This is a genomic window from Yersinia rohdei ATCC 43380, from assembly GCF_000173775.1.
In the GTDB taxonomy this organism is placed as follows: domain Bacteria; phylum Pseudomonadota; class Gammaproteobacteria; order Enterobacterales; family Enterobacteriaceae; genus Yersinia; species Yersinia rohdei.
The window spans coordinates 1-18,138 of record NZ_ACCD01000047.1 but is presented as its reverse complement, the minus strand read 5'-3'; the positions used below and the strand labels follow the sequence as shown (position 1 = coordinate 18,138).

The following is an 18,138-nucleotide window of genomic DNA, read 5'->3' as shown; positions in this document are numbered from 1 at the left end:
TGGTTAGGAAACTCAGTCGTATCTTTCAAGAACGCCTGACCATGGATAGTGGCAATTTAGATACCACGAATGCACCCACTCCCGTTTCTTCTGTCAGAGCTGCAAGTCAAAAGCCTGCGGCATGAAAACCACCTACCAGCACTGACGGGTCAGTACCAGGGAGTGTCGTTGCCAGTACCCATCGCCTGCTCCCTATAATAGCCAATTTATGCGAGGGATTATATTTCATTTCAGGGAAATGATATTGTTTTAAATAATATTAATTAAAATTAACATATATAATATTACGGCTAATTATATTTAAATGTGCTATTTAGTGAGATATTAATTGATGGAACTTAAATGATTATCATATTAACTATTTCCAGTTAAGTGTATTTTTATTAATAGGTGTTTTAATTATCATTGACTTAGTGTTTTTAATAATTAATGTTATTTATATAATTTGACTTTATTGTTTATTACTTCTATTCCTTATATTGTGATTTCTGCGTTATTTATGTGATGTTCCGGAGAATATCCTCTGTCAGGTTATTCATTGCTCATGGGGTTAACTATGCCATTTGAATTAATATCGCCAAAGCTATTAACTGAGTTCAAAGAAAAACAGATAAGTACGTCAACGGTCATTGATATTCTGGATAGTATGAATGCAGGTTATGCATTATCACCTGAAATACATGCAATAAATCTGTCGGACCATTATCTGGTGGCTCAGGCTTATACCGTATGCTGGAAAATGGTACGTAAGGGCGGTGATATTTTACAGCTACAGCCCTCTACTTGGTCGCAGGTCAGCCGTTTTTTGATTCCTGAACTACACACCGGTACCGGGCTGGTCTATGTGGCGGGAGCCGGTCCGCTGGTTACTCACGCGGCGCTGGCTGGGGGGATGAGTTGCACTTACTTCGAAAAACTAGGCTTTGCCGGGGTCGTTCTAGGTGGTGCGGTACGAGATCTGCGCGAACTTAAGCAGCTGTCGATACCTATCCTTGCAAGCAATCCTATTCCCACCGATACACAGGGTGCTTACTGGGTCGCTGAAACGGGCACGCGGTGCCAGATAGAACAGGTAACCATTGAAAGCGGCGATCTCATTGTTTCGGACATCAACGGCACTGTCGTGGTGCCGTTGGAGCTGACGGAGCGATTGCTGCAGCAAGCTCTGGACATCGACAGCACGGAAAACACCATGCTAGATAAAATCAGGCGGGGCGCCCGATTACCCGAGTTGATTACTCTCACCGGCAGAATCTAATATATCCTTATTGACGAGATAAATCATGATAACCGTTCATACGCTGGGCCCTGCGGGGACCAATTGTGAGAAAGCTGCGCACCTGTGGCTTAAAAATAACCATCATCATGGTGAAGTTAAATTACATCAAACACTGGAATATGCGGCTCAATATATGGCTAGCACCAACAGTAATGATGTATTACTCGGTTGTATTGTTTACCCTCACCTTCATCATTTAGTATTTAAAAATCTTAACAGGTTAAAATTGACCGAGTGTTTTGTTATGAACACACATAATATGGTTTTCGCCAGTAAGATTATTAACCCAGGTGAAATAAAAACGGTGGGTTCCCATCCAGCCCCCCAAGATTTAATTGGCCAAGTTCCTGGCATTAATAGTCAATACTCTATCCGTTTATTCAACTCCAACAGCGAGGCTGCTCGACAATGTGCTATGGGCACTGTCGATGCCTGCATTACCACCGATATTTCCGCCATCAGCAGTGACCTGGCCGTATTGGCTGACTTCGGCCCCGTGCCGATGGGGTTTTCCATCCACGCAAAAATCGCCTGACTCAGGCAATGACTATTCACTTCAACCGATTAAGAAGGCAGGTTTCCCCTATGAGCTTACATTTAGGCAGTGAAATGGTTCCCTATGATATGGACTTGCTTCGACCAGAAGGGACCGATAGCAAGATAACCGCCCGGTTTGTCCATGGTGTCGGTTTCACTATGGCATTTTGGCAATTCAAACCTGGCGCAAAAATTCCAGAACATAAGCATGTACATGAAACAGCCACGACTGTTTTACAGGGGTCATTGCGCCTGACCGTTGACGACAGAACCGTTTATTTACATGCCGGTGATACCTTCATCATTCCATCATGGGCTGTTCACCATGCAGAAGCGCTGGAGGATTCGGAGGTGCTGGATGTCTACACGCCTGTACGTGAAGATTATATTGCCAGGCAAAACGGCATTACGGAAACTTATTTGACCCATTCACAGAGTGCCGACTGATAGCCCTATCTCTGGGATGGTTAATCAACATCAGTTTACCCTCGTGATTTCTATCGTTCTCTCTTCAGTGAGCAAATATCATGATATTTTCCCACAGTATTGATGTTCTGACCGGTGAGTTTCGTCGTGGGCAAGAGGTTTCCTGCGGCACCTTGCCGCCGCTGACACAACATGATGGCTGGTCGCCTTCTTCATGGCGCAGTTTCCCCGCCAAACAATTGCCGGCCTATCCTGATGAATGTGCACTCCAATATTACGAACAGTTGCTGCAAAACAGCCCACCATTGGTGCTAGCTGCAGAGATTCGGCAATGCCGGCAACAACTTGCGCAGATCGCCGAAGGGCGTGCTTTTCTACTCCAGGGGGGAGACTGCGCTGAATCTTTCGCGGATTGCCAAACGACGTCAGTACGTGACCACGTCCTGATAATGGAACAGATGGCGGCCCTGATTAATCAGGACTCAGGTCTGCCTGTTTTAAAAATAGGTCGTATTGCAGGGCAGTTTGCCAAGCCTCGCAGCCAGCAGGAAGAAAGGGTCGACGATGTTACATTGCCCAGTTTTCGTGGGGATATCATCAACGGCCGCGAGTTTACACACTATGCCCGAACCCCAGCCCCTCAGCGAATGATGCGTGCCTATCACCATTCGGCGAGTACGCTGAACCTGATGCGAGCCCTGGAAAAATCGGTATTTACGTTTTGTACCGCCGAGCAGCAAGAGTACGCTCATCTGGGCATGACGGAGCAATACTACCGAACAGTGCAACGGCAACTGCGGGACTGCTACCCCAGAATGAGTGATAAACAACCTAACCTCCCCGAGTTTACCAGTCATGAGGCGCTGCTGCTGCACTACGAGGAGGCACTGACCCGCAGAGATCCCAGCGATGGGAACTGGTACAACTGTTCGGCACATATGCTGTGGTTAGGCGAACGCACCGGAGATATCGATTTTGCTCACGTCGAATATCTGAGAGGGATTAGCAATCCAGTTGGTATCAAATGCGGTCCGGCGATGACGCCGACCAGGCTACTTGATTTGTTGACACGCATAGATCCACAGGGAACACCTGGGAAAATTGTGCTGATCGCCCGCATGGGGCTGGGGCAGATTGAAGCCCGGCTCCCCAGTTTAATTCAGGCGGTCAAAGCCGCCGGCCACCCGGTTATTTGGGTTATTGACCCAATGCACGGCAACACCAGCACGGTCGGATCTGGCCATAAAACCCGTGCCTTTAAAACGATATTGGCGGAAACGCAAGCGTTCATCACACTCATGAATCTGCACAATGTTCATCCAGGTGGCTTACATGTTGAGATGACCGGTTTAGAAGTCACAGAATGTACTGGGGGGTTACAACAAATCAACAATAGCGATCTGACGCATCGTTATTACACTGCCTGTGACCCGCGCTTGAATCGGATGCAATCGCTGGAACTCGCGTTCTTGCTGGGGAGATTCTGGCGTAATGCAGCCTCAAAATAGTATTTTTCATAATAAGGATCTATTAAAAATAGTGGCTGTATATGTGAATAAATAAACATGCGATAAAGAAGAATAAGGATGCCGTTTCCGGCAATGCCGGAACTCCTTTCTTATCGACTCCGCCGTACAAATAAGTACCTCCCGGCTAAAGCCGGGCATCTGTAATATGCCATTCCCCCGTACATGGCGCAGAATATAAAACGATAACATACAAGGGAAAAATACTTCAGCTGCTACGTTCCGTTACTCCCCAACCCTATTTACCCTATGAGTGCTGAATACAGCGCAATATAGGAAATACCTTACAGTGGCGGTGTGTTTTTCTTAAAGAAAATATGTTGTTATTACATTAATATACATGTCCATACAATCGTTACTGCTATTATATTGGACATCATTTAATGCATCACTATTTTTGGGCGAAATTATTCAAAACACCCTCGAATCGAAGGTTTGCTGCCGCGTGCGTACTGCCGCGAAAGCTTAGGATGGTTACATGGGTCACTATCCTGTTCCAATTAGTGTTTCCTTTGAGTTTATGCTTCACACCCGCTATTGCCGCATTACCGACGTCAAATACCACCAATATCAACGTCTCTAGCGAATCTTATATTCTGGGTGTGAACGAAAGTGTGGATTCCGTGGCGAAAAAATACGGAATCTCTGTCGATGAACTTAAACGAATCAATATTTATCGCACCTTCTCCAAACCCTTCAATAGATTATCTGCCGGGGATGAAATTGATGTCCCCCGCAAAGCCTCGCCATTTTCCATTGATAATCAAAGAAATAACAATATCGATATACCCTTGGAGAATAAGCTGGCCAGCCATGCTCAAACCGGAGCCGCAGTATTAGCGACCGGCAATGTCGCAAAATCGGGAGAACGCATGGTGCGTTCTGCGGCCAGCAATGAATTCAACAGTTCAGCCCAGCAATGGCTGAGCCAGTTCGGTACGGCCCGTGTTCAGTTGAACGTTAATGATGATTTTCATCTTGACGGCAGTGCGCTGGATGTCCTTGTTCCGCTTTACGACAATCAGTCCTCGATTTTATTTACTCAACTGGGGGCACGGAATAAAGACAGCCGTAATACCCTCAATATCGGGGCGGGGGTACGTGCCTTCCTGGGAGACTGGATGTACGGCATGAACACCTTCTTCGATAACGACGTGACCGGCAAGAATCGGCGCGTGGGGGTGGGTGCTGAGGCCTGGACCGATTACCTCAAGTTGTCGGCTAACAGTTATTTCGGCACCACCGATTGGCACCAGTCACGGGATTTCGCCGACTATAATGAACGTCCGGCCAATGGCTATGACGTCCGCGCAGAAGCGTATCTTCCTGCTTACCCGCAACTGGGTGGCAAGCTGATGTATGAAAAATACCGGGGTGATGAAGTCGCCTTGTTTGGTAAAGATAATCGCCAGAAAAACCCCCATGCGGTGACAGCCGGTGTGAATTACACACCTATCTCGTTGTTAACCGTGGGGGCCGAGCATCGTGCGGGTAAAGGCAGCAAGAATGACAGCAGCCTTAACCTCCAGGTAAATTACCGGCTGGGTGAGTCTTGGCAATCCCATATCGACCCGTCAGGGGTGGCAGCAAGTCGCACACTGGCCGGGAGCCGCTATGACCTGGTTGAACGTAATAATAATATTGTTTTGGACTATCAAAAACAGGAACTGATACGCCTGACTCTGCCAGAGCAGGTGACGGGAGAGTCCTCGTCTAGTGCCACGGTCAATGCGCAGGTGACGTCGAAATACGGACTGGAAAGAATTGAGTGGGACAGTGCGGCTCTGATGGCGGCGGGAGGAAACCTGGTGCAGGTCTCACCACAGACAGTCTCTGTCACCTTGCCACCTTATCAGGCGACGCGGAGCAGTAATACGCATACGCTGAGTGCGGTGGCTTATGACCGGCAGGGCAATGCATCGCCCCGGGCGACGATGCAGATAGTCGTGATGCCGGGCACCGCCGAGCTCACGGCGGTCAACCTGACGGTGACCGCAGACAATGCCTTTGCCAACGGTACGGCGACCAATGCGGTGCAGGCACTCGTGATGGATGCGGGTCACCAGCCCATAGCGAACCAGGCGGTGAGCTTTACGGCCAGCAACGGGGCAACGGTGACGACCGTTATCGGTACCACAGATGCGGATGGGATTGCGTCGGCGACGCTGACCAGTACGACAGTCGGTATCAGCAATGTCATGGCCAGCGTCAACGGCAGCAGCCGGAGCGTGGCGACCACCTTTGTGGCGGCGCCTGCGTTACCGTTTACCAATGTCGCCGTCAACGAGACGACCTTCGCGGTTGATGCGGGGTTCCCGAGTACCGGATTTACCGGTGCGGCGTTCACGTTAACGACCCCCGGTGCGGCGAGTGATTACACCTGGAGTAGCAGCGCGTCTTCCTGGGCACAAGTGGACAGCAGCGGCAAGGTGACTTTTATCGCACAGGGAACTTCATCTCCGGTGACCATTACGGCGATACCAACGGCGGGAGGAAACCCGCTGACCTATACCTTCACGATAGGGAGTTGGTTTATCAATAATGGTAACCCAGCAATGACCTGGACTGATGCATCTGCTTTTTGCACCCGTCAGGGACTCCAACAACCGACCCGCTTGCAACTGACAAACGCAGAGAGTGGTTTAGGAACACGAGAGGCCGGAAGTCACGCATTGTGGTCGGAGTGGGGCGTCATGGGCAACTACAGTGGTTCCGGTTTCGGCAGCAGGTTCTACTGGACGTCTGAGGTCAGTGTCGTCGGCAGCCATTACGGCGTCAGCCTGCTCAATGGGGCCGCCAACAGCAGCAATGATAGCGGCAACGGTTATGCTGTGTGTCGGCAGGGTCTTTAACCTTTAGTTTTTAGGTTTTAACCTTGGGGTTGTGGGTGTTAATTGGGGTTTTATTGATTTTTGGGTTACCCGCGTCTTTGAGGCGCGGGTTTTCTCGGGAAACGTCAGCATACTCATGGTGGGTTCTGGGTGTTGAATGATGAAAAGGTGGCCGTGATGAGCATCAGAGACCGGTTGGTGTTGAGTGCTCCGCCAGAGGCTGACAGGTAAGAGATATAGACGCCATAAGGTGTCATTCTGGCCAATTGCGTGGACAAACCGGAGAGTGTCCAACGCAGAGTTGCGGCGGGCCACTTAGGAAGTGTGCGAGCCGATTTAGTAGTGATCCGGGTGGCTGACCCTGGGGTGGAATATGGCATTTATTTCTCATGGCACATTTATGACGTTGACCACGAAACGGGATGACATTGAAAAGCAACTCACCCGCTGGCAGGGGTGGTTTTTGTCGGCAGGGTTGTTAGCAGCATTCAGTCGCCCAAATCACTGACCTGTAGTTGACCTTATTTAACAAAACGCATCGGAATGCCTTTGTTGCCAACCAACAAAAAAGGCCGGATAACCGGCCTTACTGGGTTTTAAATGATAACCGCTTAACTTAGTCCAGCGAATAAGGTAACGGCTGGATGGTCAGCACACTTTCTGCATCATCGCGCACACGCAGCACACTGTCTGACGCCAGATCGTTATTCAGTACCGCTTGCACCCACAGGGTGCCATCATCAAGCTGAACGGCTGCTAGTACACTACCGGTACGACGCCAGTTTTCCCCCAACTGCCACTCTAAATCTTCGCCAGCTACGGGTACACGGCTGGCATTGCCGGCTAACCAATACAGCGCGCGCTTATTGGCCCCGCGGTATTTTGCTCTGGCGACCATTTCTTGCCCGGTATAACAGCCTTTGCTGAAACTGATGCCATCCAACGCCTGAATGTTTGTTGCTTGCGGAATAAATTGCGCGCTGATATCTGCATCAATGATTGGCAAGCCCGCTTCGATATCCAGCGCCAGCCATTGCTGGCTGTTATTCAACTGGGCGCTACCTGCCAGTTTTTCTACTAGCTGTTGCGCCAGTTCTGCATCTGTTACCAACAAGAAACGCTCGGCTGGTTGCGAGAAATGTAGCAGCGTGCTGTCACCTTGCTGTATTACCGGGTGCTCGGCATTGGGTAATTCTGCAAATATCTGTGCCAATGCCGTTTTGGCCTCTGCGCCAGCAATACCCAATAAAACGGCCTCAGGTTGTGCTGCAATAGCCACTTTGGAGAACACCGCATATTTCTTCAGTTCGTTTAACTGGTTATTTAGCACACTGCGCCGCTCGATAAACGCCAGACCCTCACCGCGATAAAATAACCGCAGATTGCTCCACATCTTCCCTTTGGCATCACAATGAGCGCAAAGCACATGCCTATCATGAGGCAGGGCATCGATATCTGCCGTGACTTGCCCTTGCAGATACTTCACCCGGTCAGCGCCGGTTAAGGTCACCAGGGCCCAATCATCAAGTGAAATCAAGGTTAATGGCAGCTCGGAAGAGGCCACAGGGGGGCGTGCAGCAAATGGAGTGTTATAGGCCATGGTTTACCTGCAATTAATGAACTGATGCCCCAATGGTAAAATAGCCGGGTAGCTTTGCAAGCAGTTATTCCTCCGAGTGACCATAATTATCCAATATCTGAATTCACCACTAACTGAGGTACAATAGTATGAAACCCCGAATCGGGCGTTTGCCGGATGCGGATAATATCCTTCATTGAGGAGTCAGTCAGGACATGGAAATCGATAATAAAGCCCGTATTCACTGGGCGTGCCGTCGTGGAATGCGTGAACTTGATATCTCTATCATGCCATTTTTTGAGTATGAATATGATGGCCTGAGCGAGAGCGAAAAGCAGACTTTTATCCGCCTGCTTGAATGTGATGATCCAGATTTATTTAACTGGCTGATGAACCACGGGGAACCGCAGGACAGCGAACTGCGTCAAATGGTCAAACTGATTCAAACACGAAATAAAGCCCGTGGCCCAGTGGAGATGTGACCTGCGGGTATCCTGGCATACTCAATTATTCTCATTATTAACACATGGCGTTTTAGTCATACTTACGTTAGTTGCGCCTTGGCCGCAGGGCTATACCGCATTTTGGTTGGTATTACTGACGCTGGTGGTTTTTGAGTGTATCCGCAGCCAGAAAAAAATCACTTCTTGTCAGGGCGAAATTAGGCTGAAACCCGGCAATGTGGTGTTATGGAAAAGACACGAATGGCTGGTAGTGAAACAGCCGTGGATAACTCGTTATGGCGTGTTATTAAGTTTACGACAGGCAAGTAGCCGCTCTACGCGTAAACGTTTATGGCTGGCTGCTGACAGCATGTCAGAAGACGAGTGGCGACAACTGTGCCTGCTGCTGCGTCATTCATTCGGTTCTGATGAGGGTATCAAGCAGTGAAACCTTTAATTTAGTGTGGAAGGTGAGCAGCAAGCCCATAATCAACCGGTGCAACGGCCAAAAGATACTGAATAACCTGGCATTAGCAGGTGGGCGGTTCTCAAGGTGTATTTCGATTATGAAAGCAAACGCATGGCGGCAATTGATTGCAATGGGCAGGGTAGTTGCCCGTGTTAGAAGACTAACAATGTGCTTGCTACGCAGAGGGCCGGCAGAAAGTAAAAATGCCGTAAATACATCATGGTAGGCTTGAGCCGCGCCATCCTTGGCGCGGACACTTTACTTATCTACCCGCCCTGACCATGCGCTGATTTTTCAGACTAGAGCAAGGCATCCATCTCCAGCAGAATTTGCTCACACCACTGTTCGATGCGCTCTTCACTTAAATCGTATTGATTTACCTCATCTAATGCTAAGCCAACAAAATGTTTACCATCAGCGCTGAGGGGTTTGGGGCTGGTAAACTCAAATCCGTCTATAGGCCAAAAACCAATAAAATTCACACCCAATGGCGCAATATGGTCATGCAACATGCCAAGTGCATCGAGGAACCATTCGCTATAACCGAATTGATCCCCCATACCATACATGGCCACAATCTTTCCCTTGAGGTTAAGCTGTGTTAACTGTGGCCAGATGGCCTCCCAGTCTTCCTGCAACTCACCGAAATCCCAAGTGGGAATGCCCATAATCAAGATGGAATATTCTTCCATCAGCTGTGGGCTGGCATCTTTCAGATTGTGTAAATCAACTAAATCTTCTCCGAGAATATCGCGGATTTTTTCTGCCACCATCTCGGTGTAACAGGTGCTGGAGCCGTAAAAGAGACCAATCTTCATGATGTATAGCCATAGCATTACTAATAAGGAATAGCATCGAGTGTACCAGATTTGCCTCTTCATCAGGCATAATGGCTGTTGAGTTCAATCAAAGAGAGAAGCCGTCATGCAACAGCAAAATAACCCGCTGATTGAACAGTTTCTTGATGCTCTGTGGCTGGAGCGGAATCTGGCGGAGAATACACTGGCCTCATACCGTTTGGATTTACATGCGCTGACTGGATGGTTGGAGCACAATGGCAGTGATTTATTGCGCGCCGGTTCGCAGGACTTACAGTCCTTTCTTGCAGAGCGCATTGAGGGCGGTTATAAAGCCACCAGTTCCGCCCGCTTACTCAGTGCTATGCGGCGGTTATTCCAATATTTATACCGTGAGAAATTACGCGAAGATGACCCGACGGCGCTACTTTCGTCACCCAAATTACCCCAGCGCCTGCCTAAGGATTTGAGTGAGGCGCAAGTCGATGCACTGCTCAATTCTCCTAATGTAGATATTCCATTGGAATTGCGTGATAAAGCCATGTTGGAAGTGCTGTATGCCACCGGCTTGCGGGTGTCTGAACTGGTTGGGTTGACTATCAGTGATGTTAGTTTGCGCCAAGGTGTGGTGCGAGTTATCGGTAAAGGGAATAAAGAACGGTTGGTTCCCTTGGGCGAAGAAGCCGTGTATTGGATTGAAAATTACATGGAGCACGGTCGCCCGTGGCTTATCAACGGCCATTCACTGGACGTGCTATTCCCCAGCAACCGCAGCCAGCAAATGACCAGACAGACTTTCTGGCATCGCATCAAACACTATGCGATCCTTGCCGGTATTGATAGTGAACGGCTTTCGCCTCATGTATTACGGCATGCTTTTGCCACGCATTTGTTGAATCACGGTGCGGACTTACGCGTGGTACAGATGTTACTGGGCCACAGTGACCTGTCGACGACCCAGATTTATACCCATGTAGCGACTGAACGTTTGAAGCAGCTACATCAACAGCATCATCCGCGCGCATAATGGCGGTGTGGAAAGATATAGGATTTATAAATGAAAAAAAGTTTATTGCTGCCGCTATTCATCGCTGCATTCACCAGTCTGGCTCATGCTGATGATGCCGCTATCCAGCAAACGCTGAAAAAATTAGATATCCAGCACGCTGAGATCCTGCCATCACCAATCCCCGGTTTGAGTACGGTGATGACAGACAGCGGTGTGCTTTATATCTCCGCAGACGGTAAACACCTATTGCAAGGGCCGCTGTATAACGTGAGTGGCAATCAGCCGGTAAATATAACCAACCAGGCGCTGATGAAAAAGCTGGAAGAATTGAACAGCGAAATGATTGTGTATAAAGCGCCACAGGAAAAACATGTTGTTACCGTGTTTACCGACATCACCTGCGGCTACTGCCACAAATTACACGAGCAAATGAAAGACTATAACGCGCTGGGTATTACCGTGCGTTATCTGGCGTTTCCGCGTCAGGGCTTAAGCTCTCAAGCAGAAAAAGATATGCGCTCTATTTGGTGTATGGCGGATCGCAACAAAGCTTTTGATGACGCAATGAAAGGTGTCGATATATCACCGGCAACCTGTAAAACGGATATTTCCGAGCACTATAAGTTAGGTGTGCAGTTTGGTATCCAGGGAACCCCAGCCATTGTGTTGCAAGATGGCACTATTGTTCCGGGATATCTGGAGCCAAAAGAAATGTTACAGATGCTAAATAAGCATCAAGCTTCAGCAAAAACGGCGGGTTAATCATCCGTGACATTGAAAACTCAACTCCGTCGTCGTGAGGTGGCGGATGATAGTCATTTGCCCGCGCAATTACACCCGTTGTTGCGCCGTCTTTATGCCAGCCGTGGTGTGAAAAGTGCCGAAGAGCTGGAACGTGGTGTAAAAGGCTTGTTGGCCTGGCAGCAACTTGATGGCATTGAGGCCGGAGTCACTCTGCTGCAACAAGCCTTAGCTGACCGCCGTCGTATCGTGATTGTCGGCGATTTTGATGCTGATGGCGCAACCAGTACCGCGCTGGCGGTGCTCGCGCTGCGTAGCATGGGCGGCAGCAATATTGATTACCTGGTGCCAAATCGTTTTGACGATGGTTATGGGCTTAGCCCTGAAGTTGTCGAGCAAGTTGCCGCACGTGGCGCAGAGCTGATTGTTACCGTCGATAACGGAATTTCCTCCCATGCAGGTGTGGATTTGGCTCATGCCAAAGGTATCCAAGTATTGGTTACTGACCACCATCTGCCGGGCGACATTTTGCCAGCCGCAGAAGCCATTATTAATCCGAATTTAGTCGGCTGTGATTTTCTTTCCAAATCACTTGCAGGAGTGGGCGTCACTTTTTATCTGATGTTGGCGCTGCGTGCTCGCCTCAGAGAGAGCGGTTGGTTTGAACAACGTGCATTAGCCGTGCCTAATTTGGCTGAATTATTAGATTTAGTCGCACTGGGCACCGTGGCCGATGTAGTGCCACTGGATGCTAATAACCGGATTTTGGTGCATCAGGGCCTGAGTCGTATTCGGGCTGGGAAATGCCGGCCAGGGATTCGAGCATTGCTGGAAGTGGCTAACCGCGATGCTCGCCAATTGGCCGCGAACGATCTTGGTTTCTCTCTCGGCCCACGACTTAATGCAGCCGGGCGTCTGGATGATATGTCCATTGGGGTGGCACTGCTGCTCAGTGACGATATCGCTCAGGCCAGAGCATTGGCCATTGATCTTGATTCACTCAATCAGGCACGCCGTGAGATAGAGCAGGGGATGCAAGTCGAAGCCTTGCAACTGTGTGACCAACTCGAGCGTACCAGTACTGAATTACCTTACGGCATCGCGATGTACCACCCAGAGTGGCATCAGGGCGTGGTAGGGATTTTAGCTTCCCGGATTAAAGAGCGTTTTCACCGGCCCGTGATTGCTTTTGCACCAGCGGGCGAGGGCTTACTGAAAGGCTCGGGGCGCAGTGTTGCCGGTTTACATATGCGAGATGCCCTTGAGCGGCTGGATACGTTAAACCCAGGGTTGATGCTGAAATTTGGCGGTCACGCCATGGCGGCAGGGTTATCGCTGGAGCAGGAAAAATTTGATGAGTTCCGCCAGCGCTTTGCTGATTTGGTCGGTGAATGGATGGATGCCTCACAGCTAGAAGGCGTAATCTGGTCAGATGGCGAACTGAAAGGCAACGAATTATCGCTGGAAACGGCAGAGTTACTGCGCGATGGTGGCCCGTGGGGGCAATCCTTCCCAGAACCTACATTTGATGGGAAATTCCGCATTTTGCAACAGCGACTGGTGGGCGAACGCCATCTGAAACTGATGCTTGAACCCATGAATGGCGGGCCTTTACTGGATGGTATTGCTTTTAATATCGATACCACTTTGTGGCCGGACAGTAGCGTGCGTGAGGTTAAACTGGCTTATAAACTTGATATTAATGAGTATCGCGGTAATCGCAGTGTTCAGCTATTAGTTCAGCACTTGTGGCCGTATTAGTGAATAATTCAAGTAATGAAAGCAGCCAGTGCGGCAGCAACACCCAGTAAGCAGGAAATAGAGCCAACGTGCTATAAACCGTCATTGAGATCCGTTAGAATTACTGGTTCTCTACCCAATAGATTTCAAATAGGGGTGGGCAGTCACTGAATAATCCCAAGGAATTGATATAACTCAATGGCTTGGGTGAGAAATGGCAGCCAACAACCCTCTATTTTGAATAATTACGGGTATAACGACATTCCGTCATCTACGACCAACGTAAGAATTTAAACCATGTTTGAAGTAAACCCGGTAAAAAACCGAATTCAGGACTTGTCTGATCGGACAGCCGTTCTCAGGGGGTATCTTTGACTATGATGCCAAGAAAGAGCGACTGGAAGAAGTAAACGCCGAGCTGGAACAGCCCGACGTCTGGAATGAACCTGAGCGCGCCCAAGCGTTGGGTAAAGAGCGTTCTGCGCTGGAAGAAATTGTCACCACCATTGATCAATTGGATCAAGGTATGGAAGACGTTTCCGGCTTGCTGGAATTAGCCATTGAAGCTGACGACGAAGAGACCTTTAACGAAGCGATTGCCGAGTTAGATATCCTCGATGGCAAGCTGGGCCAGCTTGAATTCCGCCGCATGTTCTCCGGTGAATACGATAGCGCCAACTGTTATCTGGATCTGCAAGCCGGTTCCGGTGGTACAGAAGCTCAGGACTGGGCCAGTATGTTACTGCGCATGTATCTGCGTTGGGCTGAAGCTAGAGGTTTCAAAACTGAAATCATTGAAGAATCTGATGGTGATGTTGCAGGCATTAAGTCTGCCACCATAAAGATTATTGGTGATTATGCATTCGGCTGGTTACGTACTGAAACTGGTGTACATCGCCTGGTACGTAAAAGCCCATTTGACTCTGGTGGCCGCCGTCATACCTCTTTCAGTTCTGCCTTTGTCTATCCAGAAGTTGACGACGATATTGATATCGAAATCAATCCGGCGGATCTGCGTATTGACGTTTACCGCGCATCCGGTGCGGGTGGTCAGCACGTTAACAAAACGGAATCAGCGGTTCGTATTACCCATATTCCAACCAATATTGTGACTCAGTGCCAGAATGACCGTTCACAGCATAAAAACAAAGATCAAGCCATGAAACAGCTGAAAGCGAAGCTGTATGAGTTTGAGATGCAAAAGAAAAATGCTGATAAACAGGTTCTGGAAGACAATAAGTCCGACATTGGTTGGGGCAGCCAGATCCGTTCTTATGTACTGGATGACTCTCGTATCAAAGATTTGCGTACCGGTGTGGAAACACGCAACACGCAAGCGGTACTGGACGGTGATCTGGACAAATTCATTGAAGCAAGTTTGAAAGCCGGGCTATAAGGAACTGAGATGTCAGAGCAAAAAACACAAGTCGCTGAGCAAGCGCAAGAACTCAATAGTGAGTTACAAGCTCGTCGGGAGAAACTGGCTGCACTGCGTGGGAAGGGGATTGCTTTCCCTAATGATTTCCGCCGTGAGCACCTTTCTGACCAGTTGCATGCTGAGTATGGCGACAAAGAGAATGAAGAATTAGAAGCGCTGAATATTGAAGTGACCGTTGCTGGCCGTATGATGACTCGCCGTATCATGGGTAAAGCGTCATTCGTGACGCTGCAAGATGTTGGTGGTCGTATTCAGCTATACGTTTCCCGTGATGATTTACCGGAAGGCGTTTATAACGAAGAGTTCAAAAAGTGGGATCTGGGCGATATCCTGGGTGCTCGTGGTAAGTTGTTTAAGACCAAAACCGGCGAGCTGTCTATCCATTGCAGTGAACTGCGCTTGCTGACCAAAGCATTGCGCCCACTGCCGGATAAATTCCACGGTTTGGCTGATCAGGAAACGCGTTATCGTCAACGTTATCTGGATCTTATTGCTAACGATGAATCACGCAAGACGTTCAAAATCCGTTCGCAAGTGATGTCTGGTATCCGCAGTTTCATGGTGGAAAAAGGCTTCATGGAAGTCGAAACCCCAATGATGCAAGTTATTCCTGGTGGTGCTTCAGCGCGTCCATTTGTGACTCATCACAATGCGCTGGATATCGATATGTATTTACGTATCGCCCCAGAGTTGTATCTGAAACGCCTGGTGGTAGGTGGTTTTGAGCGGGTGTTCGAAATCAACCGTAACTTCCGTAACGAGGGTGTTTCACCGCGCCATAATCCAGAGTTCACTATGATGGAACTCTATATGGCTTATGCGGATTACAAAGATTTGATCGTGCTAACGGAAGAGTTGTTCCGCACACTGACTGAAACCGTGTTGGGCAGCAGTGTTGTGCAGTATGGCGAGCAGACATTCGATTTCGGTAAGCCTTTTGCCAAATTGACCATGAAAGAAGCTATCTGTAAATATCGTCCAGAAACCAATGTGGCTGATTTAGACGATATGGACAAAGCGGTGGCCATTGCCGAGTCATTAGGCATCAAAATTGAGAAGAGCTGGGGCTTGGGCCGTATTCAGTGTGAGATCTTTGAAGAGACCGCTGAGAGCCATTTGATCCAACCAACCTTTATCATTGAATACCCAGCAGAAGTTTCTCCGCTGGCACGCCGCAATGACGATAATCCATTTATCACAGATCGCTTTGAGTTCTTCATTGGTGGCCGTGAGATTGGCAATGGCTTCTCTGAGCTGAATGATGCTGAAGATCAAGCGCAGCGTTTTGCTGATCAAGTTAGCGCCAAAGAAGCCGGTGATGACGAAGCGATGTTCTACGATGAAGACTATGTTACCGCGCTGGAACACGGCTTGCCGCCAACTGCGGGCTTGGGTATCGGTATTGACCGCATGGTAATGCTGTTTACTAACAGCCATACCATCCGTGATGTTATCTTGTTCCCGGCAATGCGCCCGGTAAAATAAGAAACTCCGGTGGCCGGAAAGCTATTAGGGCGCTACGGCGCCCTTTTTACTGAGCAAAATATTTTATAAAATACAGTCGGGTTATGCCTTATTTAATCTAATCGCTTAAAATACCGGCGCTTAGACACTATCTTCGCTTGCCCATGCCAAAGAACCGGTTATAATGCAAACCGCACACCGACGCGGGTGTAGTTCAATGGTAGAACGAGAGCTTCCCAAGCTCTATACGAGGGTTCGATTCCCTTCACCCGCTCCATTTTCACTTCTTCAAAACTCCACTGACGTCAATTACCCACTGATTTAGCTGGATTTTTTATCGTTTTCACGTCAACTCAATTCAACCGACATTACCCCCAATCAAGAAGCCATTGTGTATAAAATTAGGTTGTGTCGCATTAAGAAATGGTCGGGTAATATGCTGTTTTTTTGTGTTGTTGCCTGCCCATGTCCCTGATCCGAAACGCCTTCAGTCGCCTGCATTACCCCATCGATGTTATTGCACAGTGTGTCCACTGATACCTGGCCTATGCCCTGAGCCTTCGTCATCTCAAAGAGATGATGGCTGAGCGCGGTATTGTCGACCACCACTCCATGTTACATCGCTGGGTTATTCGCCTGGTGCCTTTGCTGGATAAGGTCTTTCGCCGAGCACAAACGATATTGGCTGGCATTGAGTGTGTGCAGATGATACGTAAAGGGCCGCTTCAGCATGCCGACGGCGGGGGGGTATCTCAGGCGGAACAATTCTATCTGATCGCTGCCGAAAAAACCGGCAGCGCCACTTTTGCTAACTTCTCTGCGCTAATGCGACAGAGCCAGTAAAAGGCAGAAATGCAAATCCACCTTTTGTTTGATAGTGCGGCGTTTGCGAAACTTAAATTCCGAAGGCGAAGTTCATGGTCAGAGAGCCATCAATCTTCACATCTTCAGTGATAGGGCCACCCATGCCTGTTGTACCAGCCAAATAGGGGCGTACAGCAATATCAGCCGTAAACACTTTACCACTACTCTGAGTGTTAGCTGCAGATGACCATCCGGTGCGCAGACCTGTTGTCAGAAATACTGCTGTGGCCACAGCAAATGTGGATGTCGCTGAAGAGAACAGGTTAGAGGCTTTGCCGTCTACCGTACCTTGTTTAATTACCGTGTTGTAGTAACCAATTTTACCTGTTTCATTAACATTCCCCAGGCCAAAGTTGTTTGTTGCTACAGCACTTGCAGAGGCTGCACGGTTATCAACCGGCGTGAAGTTCAAATAGGTGTCAGCATCGCAGTTAACAGTCCAGGTTTTCGTCTGTTCAGTTAGAGCGGTCGTAGCTGTGCCTGATTTCACTAAAGATGAAGACAGACGACCCAAATCATAGACACCTTCATCAGGTGCAACGATGGTACAGCTTGGCACAGTCAAGGTACCGATAACTTTTAATTCGGCAGTCGGCACTTCTGCATTGGCGACATTGCTACCAAAGAGTAAAGAAGAAAATACCGTCAGGCCAATCAGTTGCTTTTTCATGTATTCAGAGTCCATATGTGAGTTTAATATATTTTATAAAGTCAATCAGTAATCAGTAATAAACATGATATAGATCAAGTTTTGCTGGTGAATAGATTAAACAATAATCACATGTGGAGAGATATAGCATGACAGACTAGTCGGTGTGGGAAATTTCTTGTTTTAAGGGTTATCTGAATAAGTCAGAATTTTAATAGGCTCGTTGCAAAATATGGGGCCTTGTCGCTTTAGTAGAAAAGGGGGTGCAAAATTAGCATTGCCTATTTCTTAAGTTACCAACCGGCGGAATTGTACGTAAACGCCTGGCGCAACATCAATTTCCCCC

The 18,138-nt window shown here is 48.6% G+C and carries 17 protein-coding genes, 1 tRNA gene and 1 pseudogene; 15 read left to right on the top strand and 4 right to left on the bottom strand.

Annotated elements, in window-relative coordinates:
- The first annotated feature begins 556 nt into the window (after positions 1-556).
- The 5 genes from YROHD0001_RS00745 (at position 557) to yrIlm (ending at position 6,620) form a co-directional block, all read left to right on the top strand.
- Complete coding sequence (locus tag YROHD0001_RS00745; RefSeq protein WP_042542301.1) at positions 557-1,258, top strand: RraA family protein; 702 nt, start codon at positions 557-559, stop codon at positions 1,256-1,258.
- Between the two features lie 25 nt (positions 1,259-1,283).
- Complete coding sequence (locus YROHD0001_RS00750; protein ID WP_004716772.1) at positions 1,284-1,814, top strand: hypothetical protein; 531 nt, start codon at positions 1,284-1,286, stop codon at positions 1,812-1,814.
- Between the two features lie 50 nt (positions 1,815-1,864).
- Positions 1,865-2,263, top strand: coding sequence for a cupin domain-containing protein (locus YROHD0001_RS00755; RefSeq protein ID WP_004716771.1), 399 nt, complete (start codon positions 1,865-1,867; stop codon positions 2,261-2,263).
- A gap of 80 nt (positions 2,264-2,343) precedes the next feature.
- A complete protein-coding gene (locus YROHD0001_RS00760) occupies positions 2,344-3,750 on the top strand; it encodes a 3-deoxy-7-phosphoheptulonate synthase (protein WP_004716770.1) in 1,407 nt (468 codons plus the stop codon).
- 488 nt (positions 3,751-4,238) lie between these two features.
- Complete coding sequence (yrIlm, locus tag YROHD0001_RS00765; protein ID WP_004716769.1) at positions 4,239-6,620, top strand: YrIlm family inverse autotransporter adhesin; 2,382 nt, start codon at positions 4,239-4,241, stop codon at positions 6,618-6,620.
- 113 nt (positions 6,621-6,733) lie between these two features.
- On the opposite strand, the gene YROHD0001_RS20535 is transcribed toward yrIlm, so the two are convergent.
- Complete coding sequence (locus YROHD0001_RS20535) at positions 6,734-6,979, bottom strand: hypothetical protein (RefSeq protein ID WP_144404254.1); 246 nt, start codon at positions 6,977-6,979, stop codon at positions 6,734-6,736.
- Between YROHD0001_RS20535 and YROHD0001_RS20850 the strand changes: the two genes are divergently transcribed.
- Positions 6,973-7,107 (top strand): hypothetical protein, encoded by a 135-nt coding sequence (locus tag YROHD0001_RS20850; protein WP_004716767.1) that lies wholly within the window; start codon positions 6,973-6,975, stop codon positions 7,105-7,107. The genes YROHD0001_RS20535 and YROHD0001_RS20850 overlap by 7 nt on opposite strands.
- A 108-nt stretch (positions 7,108-7,215) precedes the next feature.
- Here YROHD0001_RS20850 and ygfZ read toward each other — a convergent pair whose 3' ends face one another.
- Positions 7,216-8,199, bottom strand: a complete 984-nt coding sequence (gene ygfZ, locus YROHD0001_RS00770; RefSeq protein ID WP_004716766.1) for a tRNA-modifying protein YgfZ — start codon at positions 8,197-8,199, stop codon at positions 7,216-7,218.
- A 194-nt stretch (positions 8,200-8,393) separates the two neighbouring features.
- Here ygfZ and sdhE point away from each other — a divergent pair, with 194 nt between their 5' ends.
- Together sdhE and YROHD0001_RS0118865 are read left to right on the top strand one after the other, a co-directional pair.
- Positions 8,394-8,660: an FAD assembly factor SdhE gene (sdhE, locus tag YROHD0001_RS00775; RefSeq protein ID WP_004716765.1), complete on the top strand. Its 267-nt coding sequence runs from the start codon at positions 8,394-8,396 to the stop codon at positions 8,658-8,660.
- Positions 8,641-9,069: a protein YgfX gene (locus tag YROHD0001_RS0118865; RefSeq protein WP_032818370.1), complete on the top strand. Its 429-nt coding sequence runs from the start codon at positions 8,641-8,643 to the stop codon at positions 9,067-9,069. Before sdhE ends, YROHD0001_RS0118865 begins: the two co-directional genes overlap by 20 nt.
- A gap of 320 nt (positions 9,070-9,389) precedes the next feature.
- Here the strand turns inward: YROHD0001_RS0118865 and fldB are convergent, their stop codons facing one another.
- Positions 9,390-9,908 carry a flavodoxin FldB gene (gene fldB, locus YROHD0001_RS00780; RefSeq protein WP_032818368.1) on the bottom strand — a complete coding sequence of 173 codons (519 nt, stop codon included), beginning with the start codon at positions 9,906-9,908 and terminating at the stop codon, positions 9,390-9,392.
- A 106-nt stretch (positions 9,909-10,014) separates the two neighbouring features.
- Between fldB and xerD the strand changes: the two genes are divergently transcribed.
- From xerD to YROHD0001_RS20780, 7 genes and pseudogenes are all read left to right on the top strand, one after another.
- Positions 10,015-10,914 (top strand): site-specific tyrosine recombinase XerD, encoded by a 900-nt coding sequence (gene xerD, locus YROHD0001_RS00785; RefSeq protein WP_004716762.1) that lies wholly within the window; start codon positions 10,015-10,017, stop codon positions 10,912-10,914.
- Between the two features lie 30 nt (positions 10,915-10,944).
- Positions 10,945-11,658: a bifunctional protein-disulfide isomerase/oxidoreductase DsbC gene (dsbC, locus tag YROHD0001_RS00790; RefSeq protein ID WP_004716761.1), complete on the top strand. Its 714-nt coding sequence runs from the start codon at positions 10,945-10,947 to the stop codon at positions 11,656-11,658.
- Positions 11,659-11,664: 6 nt separating this feature from the next.
- A complete protein-coding gene (gene recJ / locus YROHD0001_RS00795) occupies positions 11,665-13,398 on the top strand; it encodes a single-stranded-DNA-specific exonuclease RecJ (protein WP_004716760.1) in 1,734 nt (577 codons plus the stop codon).
- Between the two features lie 276 nt (positions 13,399-13,674).
- Positions 13,675-14,773, top strand: a protein-coding gene (gene prfB / locus YROHD0001_RS00800; protein WP_128823655.1) for a peptide chain release factor 2 whose coding sequence is annotated in 2 segments (ribosomal slippage) — positions 13,675-13,749 and positions 13,751-14,773 — 1,098 coding nt in all. Because the reading frame shifts where the segments join, the coding sequence is not laid out codon by codon here.
- Positions 14,774-14,782: 9 nt separating this feature from the next.
- Positions 14,783-16,300 carry a lysine--tRNA ligase gene (lysS, locus tag YROHD0001_RS00805; protein WP_004716758.1) on the top strand — a complete coding sequence of 506 codons (1,518 nt, stop codon included), beginning with the start codon at positions 14,783-14,785 and terminating at the stop codon, positions 16,298-16,300.
- A gap of 182 nt (positions 16,301-16,482) precedes the next feature.
- Positions 16,483-16,556 (top strand) — tRNA-Gly (locus YROHD0001_RS0118860).
- A gap of 188 nt (positions 16,557-16,744) precedes the next feature.
- A pseudogene (locus YROHD0001_RS20780) lies at positions 16,745-16,948 on the top strand (IS6 family transposase); the annotation flags it as partial.
- A gap of 226 nt (positions 16,949-17,174) precedes the next feature.
- Here YROHD0001_RS20780 and YROHD0001_RS00810 read toward each other — a convergent pair.
- A complete protein-coding gene (locus YROHD0001_RS00810) occupies positions 17,175-17,813 on the bottom strand; it encodes a DUF1120 domain-containing protein (RefSeq protein ID WP_032818366.1) in 639 nt (212 codons plus the stop codon).
- Positions 17,814-18,138: the final 325 nt, after the last annotated feature.